Source organism: Actinosynnema sp. NPDC023794, from assembly GCF_040639675.1.
Lineage (GTDB): Bacteria > Actinomycetota > Actinomycetes > Mycobacteriales > Pseudonocardiaceae > Actinosynnema > Actinosynnema luteola.
This window is the reverse complement of sequence record NZ_JBFAFR010000001.1, coordinates 749,118-762,936: the sequence shown is the minus strand read 5'-3', so window position 1 is coordinate 762,936 and position 13,819 is coordinate 749,118. Positions and strand designations below refer to the sequence as shown.

Annotated in this window: 14 protein-coding genes; 9 read left to right on the top strand and 5 right to left on the bottom strand. The window is 71.7% G+C overall.

Annotated features, from left to right (window positions below):
• The first annotated feature begins 16 nt into the window (after positions 1-16).
• The 9 genes from AB0H12_RS03400 to AB0H12_RS03360 all read left to right on the top strand — a co-directional run bounded on the left by AB0H12_RS03400 (position 17) and on the right by AB0H12_RS03360 (position 9,178).
• The gene (locus AB0H12_RS03400; protein ID WP_499620483.1) at positions 17-1,315 is read left to right on the top strand and encodes an FAD-dependent oxidoreductase; all 1,299 of its coding nucleotides are present in this window, start codon (positions 17-19) and stop codon (positions 1,313-1,315) included.
• A 36-nt stretch (positions 1,316-1,351) separates the two neighbouring features.
• Positions 1,352-2,881, top strand: a complete 1,530-nt coding sequence (locus tag AB0H12_RS03395) for a sensor histidine kinase (RefSeq protein ID WP_499620481.1) — start codon at positions 1,352-1,354, stop codon at positions 2,879-2,881.
• A complete protein-coding gene (locus AB0H12_RS03390) occupies positions 2,869-3,510 on the top strand; it encodes a response regulator transcription factor (protein WP_499620479.1) in 642 nt (213 codons plus the stop codon). Before AB0H12_RS03395 ends, AB0H12_RS03390 begins: the two co-directional genes overlap by 13 nt.
• 75 nt (positions 3,511-3,585) lie before the next feature.
• The gene (locus AB0H12_RS03385; RefSeq protein ID WP_499620477.1) at positions 3,586-4,656 is read left to right on the top strand and encodes a hypothetical protein; all 1,071 of its coding nucleotides are present in this window, start codon (positions 3,586-3,588) and stop codon (positions 4,654-4,656) included.
• Complete coding sequence (locus AB0H12_RS03380; RefSeq protein WP_499620476.1) at positions 4,653-5,453, top strand: hypothetical protein; 801 nt, start codon at positions 4,653-4,655, stop codon at positions 5,451-5,453. The genes AB0H12_RS03385 and AB0H12_RS03380 overlap by 4 nt, the downstream gene beginning before the upstream one ends.
• On the top strand, positions 5,450-5,782 hold the full coding sequence (locus AB0H12_RS03375; protein WP_499620474.1) for a hypothetical protein: 333 nt from the start codon (positions 5,450-5,452) through the stop codon (positions 5,780-5,782). The genes AB0H12_RS03380 and AB0H12_RS03375 overlap by 4 nt, the downstream gene beginning before the upstream one ends.
• Positions 5,779-6,870, top strand: coding sequence for a hypothetical protein (locus tag AB0H12_RS03370; RefSeq protein ID WP_499620472.1), 1,092 nt, complete (start codon positions 5,779-5,781; stop codon positions 6,868-6,870). The genes AB0H12_RS03375 and AB0H12_RS03370 overlap by 4 nt, the downstream gene beginning before the upstream one ends.
• Positions 6,871-7,139: 269 nt before the next feature.
• Entirely contained in the window at positions 7,140-7,898 is a 759-nt protein-coding gene (locus tag AB0H12_RS03365) for a bestrophin-like domain (RefSeq protein WP_499620471.1), read from the top strand.
• Entirely contained in the window at positions 7,895-9,178 is a 1,284-nt protein-coding gene (locus AB0H12_RS03360) for an NHL repeat-containing protein (protein ID WP_499620470.1), read from the top strand. The genes AB0H12_RS03365 and AB0H12_RS03360 overlap by 4 nt, the downstream gene beginning before the upstream one ends.
• A 1-nt stretch (position 9,179) precedes the next feature.
• On the opposite strand, the gene urtE is transcribed toward AB0H12_RS03360, so the two are convergent.
• Genes urtE through urtA form a run of 5 tightly spaced genes read right to left on the bottom strand, consistent with a single transcriptional unit; the run spans position 9,180 to position 13,777 of the window.
• The gene (urtE, locus tag AB0H12_RS03355; protein WP_499620811.1) at positions 9,180-9,875 is read right to left on the bottom strand and encodes an urea ABC transporter ATP-binding subunit UrtE; all 696 of its coding nucleotides are present in this window, start codon (positions 9,873-9,875) and stop codon (positions 9,180-9,182) included.
• Positions 9,875-10,624, bottom strand: coding sequence for an urea ABC transporter ATP-binding protein UrtD (urtD, locus tag AB0H12_RS03350; protein WP_499620468.1), 750 nt, complete (start codon positions 10,622-10,624; stop codon positions 9,875-9,877). The genes urtE and urtD overlap by 1 nt, the downstream gene beginning before the upstream one ends.
• Positions 10,621-11,673, bottom strand: a complete 1,053-nt coding sequence (urtC, locus tag AB0H12_RS03345) for an urea ABC transporter permease subunit UrtC (RefSeq protein WP_499620466.1) — start codon at positions 11,671-11,673, stop codon at positions 10,621-10,623. The genes urtD and urtC overlap by 4 nt, the downstream gene beginning before the upstream one ends.
• Entirely contained in the window at positions 11,670-12,560 is an 891-nt protein-coding gene (gene urtB / locus AB0H12_RS03340; protein ID WP_499620465.1) for an urea ABC transporter permease subunit UrtB, read from the bottom strand. The genes urtC and urtB overlap by 4 nt, the downstream gene beginning before the upstream one ends.
• Positions 12,560-13,777: an urea ABC transporter substrate-binding protein gene (gene urtA / locus AB0H12_RS03335; RefSeq protein ID WP_499620463.1), complete on the bottom strand. Its 1,218-nt coding sequence runs from the start codon at positions 13,775-13,777 to the stop codon at positions 12,560-12,562. The genes urtB and urtA overlap by 1 nt, the downstream gene beginning before the upstream one ends.
• Positions 13,778-13,819: the final 42 nt, after the last annotated feature.

Sequence of the window (13,819 nt, the reverse complement as noted above, 5' to 3'; positions counted from 1 at the left end):
CTGTCAGAGTCGCCGGATGACGCATGCGGTGGTGTTGGGCGCGAGCATGGGCGGGCTGTTGGCGGCCCGCGCGCTGGTCGGTTTCTACGACCGGATCACGGTGGTCGACCGCGACCCGTTGACCGAGGACGTCGTGCACCGGAGAGGCGTGCCACAGGCCAAGCACTTCCACACGATCCTGCTGCGCGGCAAGCAGGCGCTGGACGTGATGTTCCCCGGGCTGACCGACGAGCTGGTCGACGCGGGCGGGTTGCGCGTCGGCTTCAACGTCGACGCCCGGTTCGTGCTCGCGGGCCACACCTTGGTCCGCGCGGACACCGGGGCGTCCGACATCCAGACGACCCGGCCCATGCTGGAGGGCGCGATCCGGGCGAAGATCGCGGACTACCCCGGCGTGCGGATCATGCCCGGCTGCGACGTGGTCGGCCCGGTGTTCGAGCACGGCCGGGTGGTCGGTGTGAAGGTGACCCGGGACGGCGCGGACGAGGTGCTGGACGCCGACCTCGTGATCGACGCGATGGGCCGGTCCGGTCGGGCACGGGCCTGGCTGACGTCCCTGGGCCTGCCGACGCCCGACGAGGACCGCATCGACGTCGACATGGTCTACGCGAGCCGGCTGGTGCGCCCGGCCACGCCGTTCCCGGACAAGCTGGTGCTCCTCGGCCCGGTGCCGGGCAGGCCGACCGGGTTCGCGTTCGCCGCGCAGGAGCACGGCCAGTGGATGATCACCCAGGTCGGCATGGCGGGCGACCACCCGCCCACCGACGAGGCGGGCTTCCTGGCGTTCCTCAAGCGGTCCGCGCCGCCGGACGTGCAGGACGCCGTCGCCGCCTCGGAGCCGCTCACCGAGATCCGCACGCACCGGTTCCCGGCCAGCCTGCGCCGCCGCTACGAGCGGTTGCGGCAGTTCCCGCCCGGACTGCTGGTCTTCGGTGACGCGATGTGCAGCTTCAACCCGATCTACGGCCAGGGCATGACGGTGGCGGCGCTGGAGTCCGAGGCGCTGCGGAAGTGCCTGCAGGACGGCGAGGACGACTTGGCGCGGCGGTTCTTCCGCGCGTCGGCCAAGATCATCGACCCGGTGTGGCAGCTCAACGCGCTCGGCGACCTGGCGCTGCCGGAGATCGCCGGCCACCGGTCGCTGTCCACCAAGGCGCTGAACCGGTACGTCGCCAGGCTGCAACGCGTCGCCACGCACGACCCCGTGGCCGCCACCGCGTTCATCCGCACCATCGGGCTGCTCCAGCCGCCGTCGTCGATCCTGCGGCCGGACGTGCTGGCGCGCGTCGTGATCGGTGGTCTGCGCCGCGGCTGAGCCGCCCGGTCCGCCGGCACGGCTACCTTGGGCACCATGCTGCTGCCGTTCGCGATGCTCGCGGTGAGCGTCGTCTACGTGACCGCGGGTGTGATCGGCCGCCGCGTGCAGCCGCGCAACCGGATCGGGCTGCTGTTCGTGCTCATCGGCGTCGGCTGGCTGCTCGACTACGTCCTGTCCGACGGGTCGATGGCGCTGATGCTGCTCGCCAAGGGGTGGCCCTCGATGCTCGGGCACGCGCTGGTCGCGTTCCCGACGGGCAGGCTGGTCACGCTGCCGCGGCGGCTGGTCGTCGGCGCCGGGTACGCGGAGAGCCTGGTGCTGACCGTGGCCGAGGAGTACCGGCGCCAGCCGTGGGCCGCCTGGCTCGTCGAGTCCGAGACGATGATGACCGCCGTCGTCGGCATCTCCATGCTGGTGCTGCAACTGCACCGCTGGCGGCGCAGCAGCATCGCGCAGCGGCGGACCCTGACCGCGATGCTCGGCGCGACCGCGGTGGCCATCCTCGCGTTCGTGGTGTGGGAACCGGTGGAACGCGCGGGCCTCGAACCGCCGTACGTGGTGCTGACGCTGGCGTTGAGCGGCATCCCGTTCGCCTACCTGGCCGGGTTGCTGCGCCGGCGGATGGACCGCGGCGAGGTGGCCGACCTGGTGGTGCGGCTCAGCGGCGACAGCAGGCGCGACGGCGTGCAGGAGGCGCTGGCCGCCACGCTGCACGACCCGAGCCTGCGCGTGGCGTACTGGGTGGCCGAGCAGGAGCGGTACGTGGACGTGGACGGGCACCCGGTCGCGCTGGACTCCGTGCACACCAGGGTGGACCGGGGCGGCGCACCGGTCGCCGTGCTGCTGCACGACCCCGGGCTCGACCTGGAACTCGTGGACGCCGCGTGCGCCGCCGTCGGCCTGGCGCTGGAGAACGAGCGGCTCACCGCCGAGCTGCGGGCCAAGGTCCGGCAGCTGGCCGAGTCGCGCGCGAAGGTGCTGCGGGCGGCCGAGGACGAGCGCCGCCGGCTGGAGCGCGACCTGCACGACGGCGTCCAGCAGCGGCTGCTGTCGGCGGTGATGACGTTGGGGCTGGCCGAGACCGTGCCGCCGGAGCGCACCCGCGCGCTCGCCGCCGAGGCCAAGCAGGCGGTGCTGGCCACCATCGACGACGTGCGCGCGGTGTGCCACGGCATCCACCCGCCCGTGCTGGCCGAACGCGGCCTGCACGGCGCGGTGCGCGAGCTGACCGCGTTGGCCGAGCCCCGGGTCGACCTGACCCTCGACCTGCCGGCCGACGTGCCGCCGTTGGTGGAGACGACCGCGTACTACGTTGTCGCCGAGGCGTTGGCGAACGTCACCAAGCACGCCGAGGCGTCCCGGGCGAAGGTCGTGATCAGCGGCCGGGGCGGACGGCTGGTGGTGGAGGTCGACGACGACGGGCGCGGGGGAGCGGACCCGGTGCGCGGCTCGGGGCTGCGCGGCCTGAGCGAACGGGTCGAAGCGAACGGGGGGACGATGCGGGTGGTCAGCGCGGCGGCGACGGGCACGAGCGTGCGGGTGGTGCTGCCGTGCGGGTCGTGATCGCGGAGGACTCGACGCTGCTGCGCGAGGGGTTGGCGCGGCTGCTCGCCGAGGCCGGTTTCGACGTGGTGGCGGCGGTCGAGGACGCGCCGGCGCTGATGGCGGCGGTGGACGAGCACCGGCCCGACGTGGCCATCGTGGACATCCGGATGCCGCCGACGCACACCGACGAAGGGCTGCGGGCCGCGGTGGTGCTGCGCCGCCAGTACCCCGGGACGGGGGTGCTCGTGCTGTCGCAGTACGTCCGGGTGAGCTACGCGGCCGAGCTGCTGGACGCGGGCGCGGACGGCGTCGGCTACCTGCTCAAGGACCGGGTGTCGGACCTGGCCGAGTTCACCGCCGCGATCCGGCGCGTGGGCGCGGGCGGGTCGGCGTTCGACCCGGACGTGGTGAGCCGGCTGCTGGTGCGGCGGCGCGACGACAGCGACGACCGGCTGACCGACCGGGAACGGGCCGTGCTCGCGTTGATGGCGGAAGGGCGCACCAACCAGGCCATCGCGCAGCGCCTGTTCATCGCGGAGCGGACCGTGGAGAAGCACTGCACCAGCATCTTCACCAAGCTGGACCTGTCCGCGAGCCCCCACGACCACCGCCGCGTCCTCGCCGTCCTGCGGTACCTCAACGCCTGAAAGGTGCGGTTAACCGCACCACGCGGTGGTGCTGGCACGATTCCCGGGCCGCCCCGGCGTGGGCACGCTCGTCCCATGACACTGGGGCGCGAAGCAGCAGTTGACGACCTGGCGGGGAGCCCGGCGACGAGCCGGCGCCCCCGAGCCGGTTACCGCACGGACCTGATCACGGTGCTGCTCGGCACCTGGTTCTCGATCGGGTTGTTCCTCGACGCGTGGGCGCACTCCAACGTGCCCGAGCTCGAGTCGTTCTTCACGCCGTGGCACGCGGTGTTCTACTCGGGCTTCGCCGCGACCGGCGCGTGGATCCTGTGGGTGCTGTGGCGCAACTACCAGCAGGGCCTGCGCGGGCTGGACGCGGTCCCGATCGGCTACGGGCCCGCGGTGGTCGCGCTGCCGGTGTTCGCCGCGGCGGGTGTCGGCGACTACCTGTGGCACACGTTCATCGGCATCGAGCAGGGCATCGACATCCTGTTCAGCCCGACCCACCTGGTGCTGATCTCGTCGATGGTGCTGATCCTCACCACGCCGCTGCGCACGCTGTGGAGCGACCGGGACGTGGTGAGCCCGTCGCTGCGGCGGTTCCTGCCCGCCGGGCTGGCCCTGGCGTTCACCACCTCGCTGGTGCTGCTGTTCGCCGGTTACGCCGACGCGACCGTGTTCACCACTGAACAGGTGATCAGGGCGTTCAGCTTCGAGAAGGGCGCGGGCGGCTCGGGCCGGGCGGTCGAGCTGGCGGCGTCGGTCATGTTCACCAACCTGATCATGATCCTGCCGCTGCTGCTGGCCGTGCGCCGGTTCCGGCTGCCGTTCGGCGCGGCGACGCTGCTGGCGTTCGTGGTGATGCTGCTCAGCACCGCCGTCGCCAACTACACCAACATGAGCATCGCGATCGGGTTCCTGGTGTCCGGTGTGGTGATCGACGTGCTGCTGCTCAAGCTGAACCCGTCGGAGGGCCGGGTCGCCCAGTACCGGATCTTCGCGGGGGCGGCGTCGTTCGTCACGTGGGCGGTGTTCTTCGCGGCGGCCATCATCGACCAGGGCACGACCCCGAGCGTCACCGAGATGTGGACCGGGGCGCCGGTCATGGCCGCGCTGCACGGCGTCCTGATGGCGGTGGTGCTCGTGCCGACCGCCCGCCGGTGAGAGCGCTGCTGCCGGCCCTCGTCCTGCTGGTCGCCACCGCCGGCCCGGCCCAGGCGCACGCGGGCGGCCTCACGCCGCAGGACCACCTGAGCCGGGTCACCGGGATCGACCCGCCGCTGCCCGGCGTCACGGCGGCGATGGTCAACCACGGCACGCAGCTGGAGATCCGCAACGGGAGCGCGGTCGCGATCACCGTCGGCGGAGCCGGTGACCGGACCGAGGACCGCGCGATCGGACCGGGGGAGACGTACCGCTACCGCGACGAACGCACCACCGCGCCGCAGTGGGAGGTGCCGCTCGGCCACTCGGTGATCAAGGGGCAGGTGGACGTCGTACCAGGCCCGAACCCGTTGTGGTGGCTGCTGGTCACGGCCGCGCTCGCCTTCGGCGGCTACTTCCTGGGCCGCGCGCGGGCGCTGTTGGCCGTCGGCGTGGTCGTGGTGACGGCCGCGCACGTGTGGCACGCGGTCGGCTCGACGCTCGCCGTGACGGGCGGGTCGTTCGTGCCGCTGCTGCTCGGCGCGAGCGGTGTCGGCCTGGTGGCGTGGCCGCTGACGGTCGTCGCCGCGGTGGCGGCGGTGCGGCGCAAGCCCGCGACGGCGTTCGTGGCGGCCGTCGTGGGCGCGATGTTGGTGGTGGCGGGGATACCGGACTTCGACAGCTTCCGGTTCTCCCAGCTGCCGTTCGCCGGTCCGGCCGACGTCGACCGGCTGCTCGTGGCACTCACCCTGGGTGGCGGCCTCGGCCTCGCCGCAGGCGGATTCGACTACCTGAGAAGGACTGGTTCCACCACATGAAGACCGTTCACGCCCTGGTGCTCGCGCTGCTCGTGCTGGCGGGCTGCTCGTCCGCGCCCGAGGCCGCGCCGCCCTCCGCCGACCCGCTGGTGCTGAACCTGTCGGTGGACCAGGCGTCGCCGCAGCGGGTGGAGGCGGTGCGCGGGCAGGCCGTCGAGCTGACCGTCACCAGCGAGCAGCCGGTGGACGTGCACGTGCACGGCGTCGACGTGCTGGCCGAGGCGGAGAGCGGGAAACCGGCCGTGCTCAAGTTCACCGTGGACCGGACGGGCACGTACGACGTGGAGGCGCACCCCGACACGCTGCTCGTGCAGCTGGTGGTGCGGTGACCGTCCTCGCCCACGGCGTCGGCGCCCGGCACGACCTGCCGCTCCCGCTGGACCTGGTGCTGCAGGGCGCGGCGGTCGCGCTGCTGGCGTCGTTCCTGGCGCTGGGTCTGCTGTGGACGAAGCCCCGGTTCGACGCCGCCGAGCCGACACCCGACCGCGACTGGTGGCCGGTGCGGCTGCTGGTCGCGGTCGGGCTGGTGCTCGTGCCCGCCGCGGCGTGGCCGCACCTGGTGTTCGTGCTGGTGTGGGTCGGCGTGCCGGTGCTGTCGATGCTGTTCGGCCCGGTGTGGCGGGTGGTCAACCCGCTGCGCCTGGCCGCCCGCGTCGCGCTCGGCCGCGCGTACCCCGAACGGCTCGGCCACTGGCCCGCCGCGCTCGGCCTGCTCGCGTTCACCTGGGTGGAGCTGGTCTCGCCGGACGCGCTGCCGTGGTTCCTGGTGGCGCACGCGGTGGTGAACGTCGCCGGCGGCGTCGTGTTCGGCCGCACGTGGTTCGAGCGCGCCGACGGGTTCGAGGTGTTCTCGACGCTGCTGGGCCGGCTGTCGCCGCTGCGCGGCAACCCGTTCCGCGCGCTCGTCGCCACGCCCGTGCGGCCCGGCCTGGTCGCGGTGGTGGCGGTGCTGCTCGGCTCGACCGCGTTCGACAGCATCGGCTCCACCCCCGCCTGGGAACGCCTGTCCGTGCCGGACACGGCGGGGCTGGTGGCGGCCGTGGCACTGGTCGCGGGCAGCTACCTGCTGGCGTGCCGGTCGTTCGGCGGGCAGCTCGCGCACTCGATGGTGCCGATCGTCGCCGGGTACGTCGTGGCGCACTACTTCTCGCTGCTCGCCGTGGAGGGCCAACGGGGCGTCGCCCTGCTGTTCGGCATCACCGGCTTCACCCCCGACGACGCGCTCGCCGCGCCCGTGCTGGTGGCATCGGTGCAGCTCGGCGCGGTGCTCGCCGGGCACCTGCTGGCCGTGGTGTCCGCGCACGACCGCGCGCTGCGGCTGCTGCCGGCGAGCAGGCACCTGACCGGTCAGGTGCCGTTGTTGGTCCTGATGGTCGGCTACACCTCGGGCGGTTTGGCGCTGCTGTTCGCGGGCTGAGCGGATATTCTGGGGGCCCACGACGGTCTGTCGTGACGCAAACAACTCGATCGGGCTAATGGGTTAGCTCGATGAGCTGGATTTCTCCGCATTCTGGCGGCTTCCAGCTGGCGCTCCTGCTCGTGCGGGGTGAGCGTGTCACCTGAGAGATTGGGGTTTCTTGGCACTCGGATGAACGCACTTCTCACCGGATCGGGTCGATCACTAGCTTTCGGGTGAGTGAAATCGGCGGATCTGTGGAATTCATCCCGAGTGACGAAAGGGTGTCGATGAGCATTTACCTCACAGGTCTGCTGTGGGTCGGCGGCGCGGCGATCGTGGCCGCCGTCATGGCTTACTTGATCCGCAAGTACGGCGAGCTGGAAGGACGCTCGGCGAACAACGAGTCCGCCGGCCAGGTGTTCACGATCGTGGGCGGCCTGCACGCGGTCCTGGTGGCGTTCGTGCTCATCGCCCTGTTCGACGCCGTCACCCAGGCGGGTGAGGTCTCCTACCGCGAGGCGGATGGGCTGGTGGCGGCCACGTGGGCGAGCGACTCGCTGTCCGCGGAGACCGGCGAGCAGGTGCGCAACCTGTCCCGCGACTACGCCGCCACCGTGATCGACGACGAGTGGCCCGGCATGACGCAGGGCACGTCGTTCGAGTCGACCGGCTGGTCGCAGCTCGACCAGTTGCGCCGGGTCGTGGCCGAGGCGCCGACGAACGACGAGTGGCAGGCCGACCGCAAGATCGAGGCCGCGAACCAGCTGTGGCAGGTGTACGAGGCCAGGCAGGAGCGGCTGGACGCGGCGGGCGGCGGTGTCACCTCGGTGGTGTGGTTCGTGCTGATCGCGGGCAGCGTGCTGGCCGTGTGCCTGCCGCTGCTGTTCGGCGGGGCGCGCATCCGCACGCACGTGCTCATCGTGGCGACCCTCGCCGCGACCATCACCCTGCTGCTGTACGCGATCTACCAGCTGCAGAACCCGTTCGGCGGTGGCGCCGGGGTGAGTCCCGCGGCGTTCGAGGCCGCCATGGAGCGATTCGGATGATCGAGGCGCTCGCCCAGGTCGTGTGCACCGCCATCCAGGTCGAGGCGGAGGCCCACGGCCCGTCGACCGTTTTCCGGGTGCGGCTGCCGTCCGGGGAGACGTCTTCGCTCACCACGCTCGACGTGCGGCTGAACGCCATCGGCTTCTCCTCCGAGCAGGACCTCGTGTACGGCGTGGACCACCACGGCAGGCTCGTCGCCCTCGACCGGACGGGCCGGGTGGTCGCGAAGGCGCCGCGCCCCTCGCCCCTGCTGCGGAATGCGACGGCGGGCGTGGTGGTCGACGAACGGCTGGTCGTGCGCGTCGGTCCGTGGCTGAACTCGGTCGACATCGACCGGGACAGCCCCACGTTCGGGCACGTGGTGCACCAGGCGTGGCTGTGGCCGTCGGAGGGGACGACGGTCGACGACTTCGACCTCAACCCGGACGACGGCCTGCTCTACGGCGTCGCCACGCACCCGCGCGGCCACGGCGTGGTGGTCAGCATCGACCCGCGCACCGGCCGGACGAAGGCCGTGCCCGGCGCCGGCCGGTTGCCCGGCGGCAGCGGCTACGGCGCGGTGACCCTCGCGCCGGACGGCGCGCTGTACGCCACGAACAACAACCACGGCGGTCGCAGCACGCTGTGGCGGGTGGCGCTGGACGGCTCGGGCGTGGTCACGGAGATCTCGTCCAGGAAGGCCCTGCACACCATCGACTCGTCGGGCTGCCTGACCACCATCCCGATCCCCACCACGACGACCACACCGCCCACCACCACGACGACCACACCCACGACGACGACCACACCACCCACCACGACGACTACCACCACCACACCACCCACCACGACACCACCCACCACGACGACCACCACCACCACCACGCCGCCCACGACGAGGACGACGAGGACGACGACGCCACCCACGACGACCCGGACCACCACCACAACCCCGCCCCCGACGACGACTACCACCATCGCCCGGACGACGACGACCACCACCACGACCACGACGGTCCGTCCCGCACCCGCGGCGCCGCCGCCGAACATCCCGCCGCCGCTGCGGACCACCCCGCCGCAGAACCCACCCCCGCCGGTACCACCCCCGCCGGAACCACCCCCGCCTCCGCCGCCCCCGCCCCCGCCGCCGGCCGACATCGACGTGCCGGACCGGCGTGCGGAGACCATGGCGCCGACCAACAACACGGTCCGCGACCAGCGGCGTTGGGGCTTGACCGCGATCCTGCTGATCCTGGCCGCGGGCGCGCTCGCCCGCCAGGCCGCGAGCAGGCGCCGGTAGCTCAGACGGCCAGCATCCGGCGCACCTCCTCGTCGTGCAGCTCCTCCGTGGCGCCGGCGCGCACGACCTCGCCCGCGTCCATCACCACGTAGCTGTCGGCCAGCCGCAACGCGAAGTCCAGGTACTGCTCCACCAGCAGCACGGTCAACCCGACCTCCCGGTGCAGCCGGTCGATCGCCGCCTCGATCTCGTCGATCACCGACGGCTGGACGCCCTCCGTCGGCTCGTCCAGCACCAGCAGCCGGGGCCGGGTGATCAACGCCCGCGCGATCGCCAGCTGCTGCCGCTGACCACCGGACAGGAAACCGGCCGACCGCTTGGCCAACTGCCGCAGCGCCGGGAACACGTCCAGCGCCTCGTCCACCGCCGCCGGGTCGCGGTGCCCGGTGGCCTCCAGCGTCACCTGCAGGTTCTCCCACGCGGTCAGCTGCGGGAACGAGACGTGACCCTGCGGCACGTAGGCCATGCCCGCGCGCACCCGCAGGTGCGTCGGCATCCGCGTGACGTCCTGCCCGTCGAACGCGATCCGGCCGGCCGTGGGCGTGAGCGTGCCCATCACCGTCTTCAGCAACGTCGTCTTGCCGACCCCGTTGCGTCCCATCACGCACACCAACGACCCGGCGGGCACCTCCAGCCCCACGCCGAACAGCACCCGTGCCCGCCCGTAGGCGGCGTCCACCCCGGACACCGACAGCATCACGTGACCGCCTTCCCCTTGGCCCGACCCAGGTACACCTCGCGCACCCGCGGGTCCTCCTGCACTTCGGCGACCGAACCCTCGCGCAGCACGTGACCCTGGTGCAGCACGGTGACCTTGCGCGCGTACTTGCGCAGGAACTCCATGTCGTGCTCCACCACGACCACCGTGTGCGTCGAGGCGATCCGGTGCAGCAGCTCGCCGGTCCGTTCCCGCTCCGCGCGGCTCATGCCCGCCACGGGCTCGTCCAACAGCAGCAGCTTCGGCTTCTGCACCAGCAGCATCCCGATCTCCAGCCACTGCCGCTGCCCGTGCGAGAGCACACCGGCGGGCTTGTCGGCCGACGCCGTGAGGTCCGCCGTCTCCAACGCCGAGGCCACCGCGTCGGACACGCCGCGCCGCCGGCGCAGCAACGACCGCAGCGGCAACCGGAAGCTCTCCGCGAGGTCCAGGTTCTCCACCACGGTCAGCTCCTCGAACACGGTGGCGGTCTGGAACGTGCGGCCGACGCCCATCCGCACGATCCGGTGCTCCCGCCGGCCGACCAGCTCCCGGCCGCCGAACCGCACGCTGCCCGCCACCGGCCTGGTCAGCCCGGTGACCACGTCGATCAACGTCGTCTTGCCCGCGCCGTTCGGCCCGATCAGGAACCGCAGCTCGCCCTCCTCGACGGTGAGGTCCAGCCCGTCGATCGCCGCGAAACCGTCGAACACCACGCGCAGCCCGCGCACCTCCAGCAGCGCCGTCACGCCGTCACCTCCACCGCGGCGCCCCGCTTGCGCGACGACGACCGGTCGCGCAGCGACTCGACCACGCCCGCCAGGCCCTTCGGTGCGAACACCAGCACCAGCACGAACAGCCCGCCTTGCAGGTACAGCCAGCCCTCGGCGAAGTCCTCGCTGAACAGCGTCTTGGCGTAGTTGACCGCGATGGCGCCCGCGATGGCGCCGGCCAGCACGAACCGCCCGCCGACCGCCACCCCGACCAGCAGCTCCAGCGACGGCACGATGCCGAGCAGCGCCGGGGAGATGATGCCGACCACGGGCACGAACAACGCGCCCGCCAGCCCGGCCATCACCGCCGATACGGTGAACGTGATCGCCTTGACCACGGCCGGGTCGTAGCCGAGGAACCGCACCCGGTCCTCGCCGTCGCGCACGGCCACCAGCAGCCGCCCGAACCGGCTGCGCACCAGCAGCTTCGCCACCAGGAACGTCACGCCCAGGACGAGCGCCGTGATCGCGTACACGGCGCGCTGCCCGTTGGGGTCGGTGAGGTCCAGTCCGAAGAACCGGCTGAAGTTCGTCATCCCGTTCGTGCCGCCGGTCAGGCCCTGCTGGCCCACCAGCAGGATCACGAACGCCGCCGCCAACGCCTGTGACAGGATCGCGAAGTACGCGCCGCGCACGCGTTGCCGGAACACGAGCAGCCCCAAGAGGAACGCCACCAGCCCGGGTACCAGCACCACCGCCGCCAGCGCGAACACCGGGTTGCCGAACGGCTTCCACAGCGCGGGCAGCTCCTCGACACCGCTCCACACCATGAAGTCCGGCAACCCGGCGGACCCGGCTTCCTCCAGCTTCAGGTACATGGCCATCGCGTAGCCGCCCAGGCCGAAGAACACGCCCTGCCCGAGCGTCAGCATCCCGCCCTGACCCCAGGCCAGCGCGATGCCGACCGCGACGATCGCGAAGCACAGGTACTTCGCCAGCAACCCGAGGCGGAACGGCGAGAGCGCCAACGGCGCCAACGCCAGCAGCACGACGCACACCACGAGGGAGATGCGACCCCACGTCATACCAACGCCCTCCCCTTCAGCACGAACATGCCCTGCGGTCGGACCTGGAGGAACGCGATGATGGCCACGAACACCAGCACCTTGGCCAGGCTGGCGTCCGTCCAGAACTCCAGGTAGCTGTTGAGGAATCCGAGCGCGACCGCCGCCAGCACCGCCCCGCGCAACTGGCCGAGCCCGCCCGCGACCACGACCAGGAACGCGTCCACGATGTAGAAGGTGCCCAGGCTCGGGCCGACCGGGCCGACGAGCGTCAACGCGACGCCCGCCACCCCGGCCAGCCCCGAGCCGAGCAGGAACGTGAACCGGTCGACCCGCCCGGTGGCGATGCCGCTGTACGCGGCCAGCTCGCGGTTCTGGACCACCGCCCGCATCCGGCGGCCGGCGGGCAGCCTGGTCAGGTACAGCCACACCCCGACCACGCACACCACGGCCAGCACGATGATGAACACCCGGTTGTACGGCAGGCGCACGCCGAGCACGTCGACGCCGCCCACCAACCAGCCCGGCGCGGTCACCTGCACGTTGGGCGCGCCGAAGACGTCACGCGCCAGCTGTTGCAGCACCAGGCTCACGCCCCAGGTCAACAACAGCGTGTCCAACGGCCGCCCGTAGAACCGCCGGATCAGCGACCACTCCAGCAGCAGCCCCATCAACCCGGCCACGGCGAACGCGACCGGCAGGGCGATGAGGAACGACTGGCCGGTGTCCCCCAGAAGAGACGAGCTCTGCAACAGGTACGCGGTGTAGGCGCCCGCCATGATGAACTCGCCGTGCGCCATGTTGATCACGCCCATCTGACCGAACGTGAACGTCAGGCCGAGCGCGATGAGCAGCAGCACCGCGGCGATGCTCAGCCCGATGGGCAGCTGGTTGACCAGCGCGCCCATCAGCTCAAGCCCCCGGCCCAGTCGTAGCTCTTCAGGTACGGGTCCGGCTTGATCGGGCCGGGGGAGGACCACACCTCCTTGATCTGGCCGTCCGCCTGCACCAGGCCGATCCGCGCGGTCTTGGCGACGTGCTGGTTGTCGCCGTCGATGGTGGTGGTGCCCTCGGGCGCCTCGATCGTGATGCCGCCCGCGGCCTTCTTCACCGCCTCGACCTCCGTCGTGCCCGCCTTCTTCACCGCCTCCGCCCACAGGTGGACGGCGTTGTAGCCGGCCTCCATCGGGTCGGACGTCACCTTGTCCGCGCCGTACTTCGCCTTGAACGCCTTGACGAACGCGTCGTTCGCGGGCGTGGTGGTGGTCTGGTAGTAGTTCCACGCCACCAGGTGCCCGGCCACGTTCTCCGGCCCGATGCCCTTGACCTCTTCCTCGGCGACGCTCACCGACACCACCGGCGTGGCCTGCGGCGTGACGCCGGAACCGCGCAGCTGCTTGAAGAACGCCACGTTGCTGTCGCCGTTGAGGGTGTTGAACACGGCGTCCGGCTTGGCGTCGACGATCTTGTTGACCAGCGTGCTGTACTCCGTGTGGCCGAGCGGCGTGTACTCCTCGCCCAGGATCTCGATGCCCTTGGCGGCGGCGTACGCCTTGATGATCTTGTTGGCGGTGCGCGGGAACACGTAGTCGCTGCCCACCAGGAACATCTTCTTCTTGCCCTGCGCGGCCAGGTAGTCCAGCGCGGGCACGATCTGCTGGTTCGTCGTCGCGCCGGTGTAGAAGATGTACGGCGAGCTCTCCAGCCCCTCGTACTGCACCGGGTACCACAGCAGCGCCTTGTTGCGCTCGAACACCGGCAGCATCGCCTTGCGGCTGGCGGAGGTCCAGCCGCCGAACACCGCCGCCACCTTGTCCTGCGAGATGAGCTTCTGCGCCTTCTCCGCGAACGTGGGCCAGTCCGACGCGCCGTCCTCGGTGACCGGGACGATCTTCTTGCCCAGCACGCCGCCCTTGGCGTTGATCTCCTCGACGGCCAGCAGTTCCGCGTCGCGCACGGTCACCTCGCTGATGGCCATGGTGCCGCTCAACGAGTGCAGGATGCCGACCTTGATCTCGTCACCGGAGGCACCCGCGCCGCCGCCGGGCTCGTCGACGCAGGCCGTCGCGAGGAGGGCGGGCAGCAGGAGGGCGATCAGACCGCGGCTGAGGGTTCTGGGACGCACCGGCGGCTCCTTTCGGGCAGGTGGAACCGAGAAGCTATGAAC

Excerpts from the sequence above, each read along its gene's own strand:
- AB0H12_RS03360 (WP_499620470.1), top strand. The coding sequence starts at position 7,895 with ATGATCGAGGCGCTCGCCCAGGTCGTGTGCACCGCCATCCAGGTCGAG.
- AB0H12_RS03375 (WP_499620474.1), top strand. The coding sequence starts at position 5,450 with ATGAAGACCGTTCACGCCCTGGTGCTCGCGCTGCTCGTGCTGGCGGGC.
- urtC (WP_499620466.1), bottom strand. The coding sequence starts at position 11,673 with ATGACGTGGGGTCGCATCTCCCTCGTGGTGTGCGTCGTGCTGCTGGCG.
- AB0H12_RS03400 (WP_499620483.1), top strand. The coding sequence starts at position 17 with ATGACGCATGCGGTGGTGTTGGGCGCGAGCATGGGCGGGCTGTTGGCG.
- AB0H12_RS03365 (WP_499620471.1), top strand. The coding sequence starts at position 7,140 with ATGAGCATTTACCTCACAGGTCTGCTGTGGGTCGGCGGCGCGGCGATC.
- urtE (WP_499620811.1), bottom strand. The coding sequence starts at position 9,875 with ATGCTGTCGGTGTCCGGGGTGGACGCCGCCTACGGGCGGGCACGGGTG.
- AB0H12_RS03385 (WP_499620477.1), top strand. The coding sequence starts at position 3,586 with ATGACACTGGGGCGCGAAGCAGCAGTTGACGACCTGGCGGGGAGCCCG.
- AB0H12_RS03395 (WP_499620481.1), top strand. The coding sequence starts at position 1,352 with ATGCTGCTGCCGTTCGCGATGCTCGCGGTGAGCGTCGTCTACGTGACC.
- urtB (WP_499620465.1), bottom strand. The coding sequence starts at position 12,560 with ATGGGCGCGCTGGTCAACCAGCTGCCCATCGGGCTGAGCATCGCCGCG.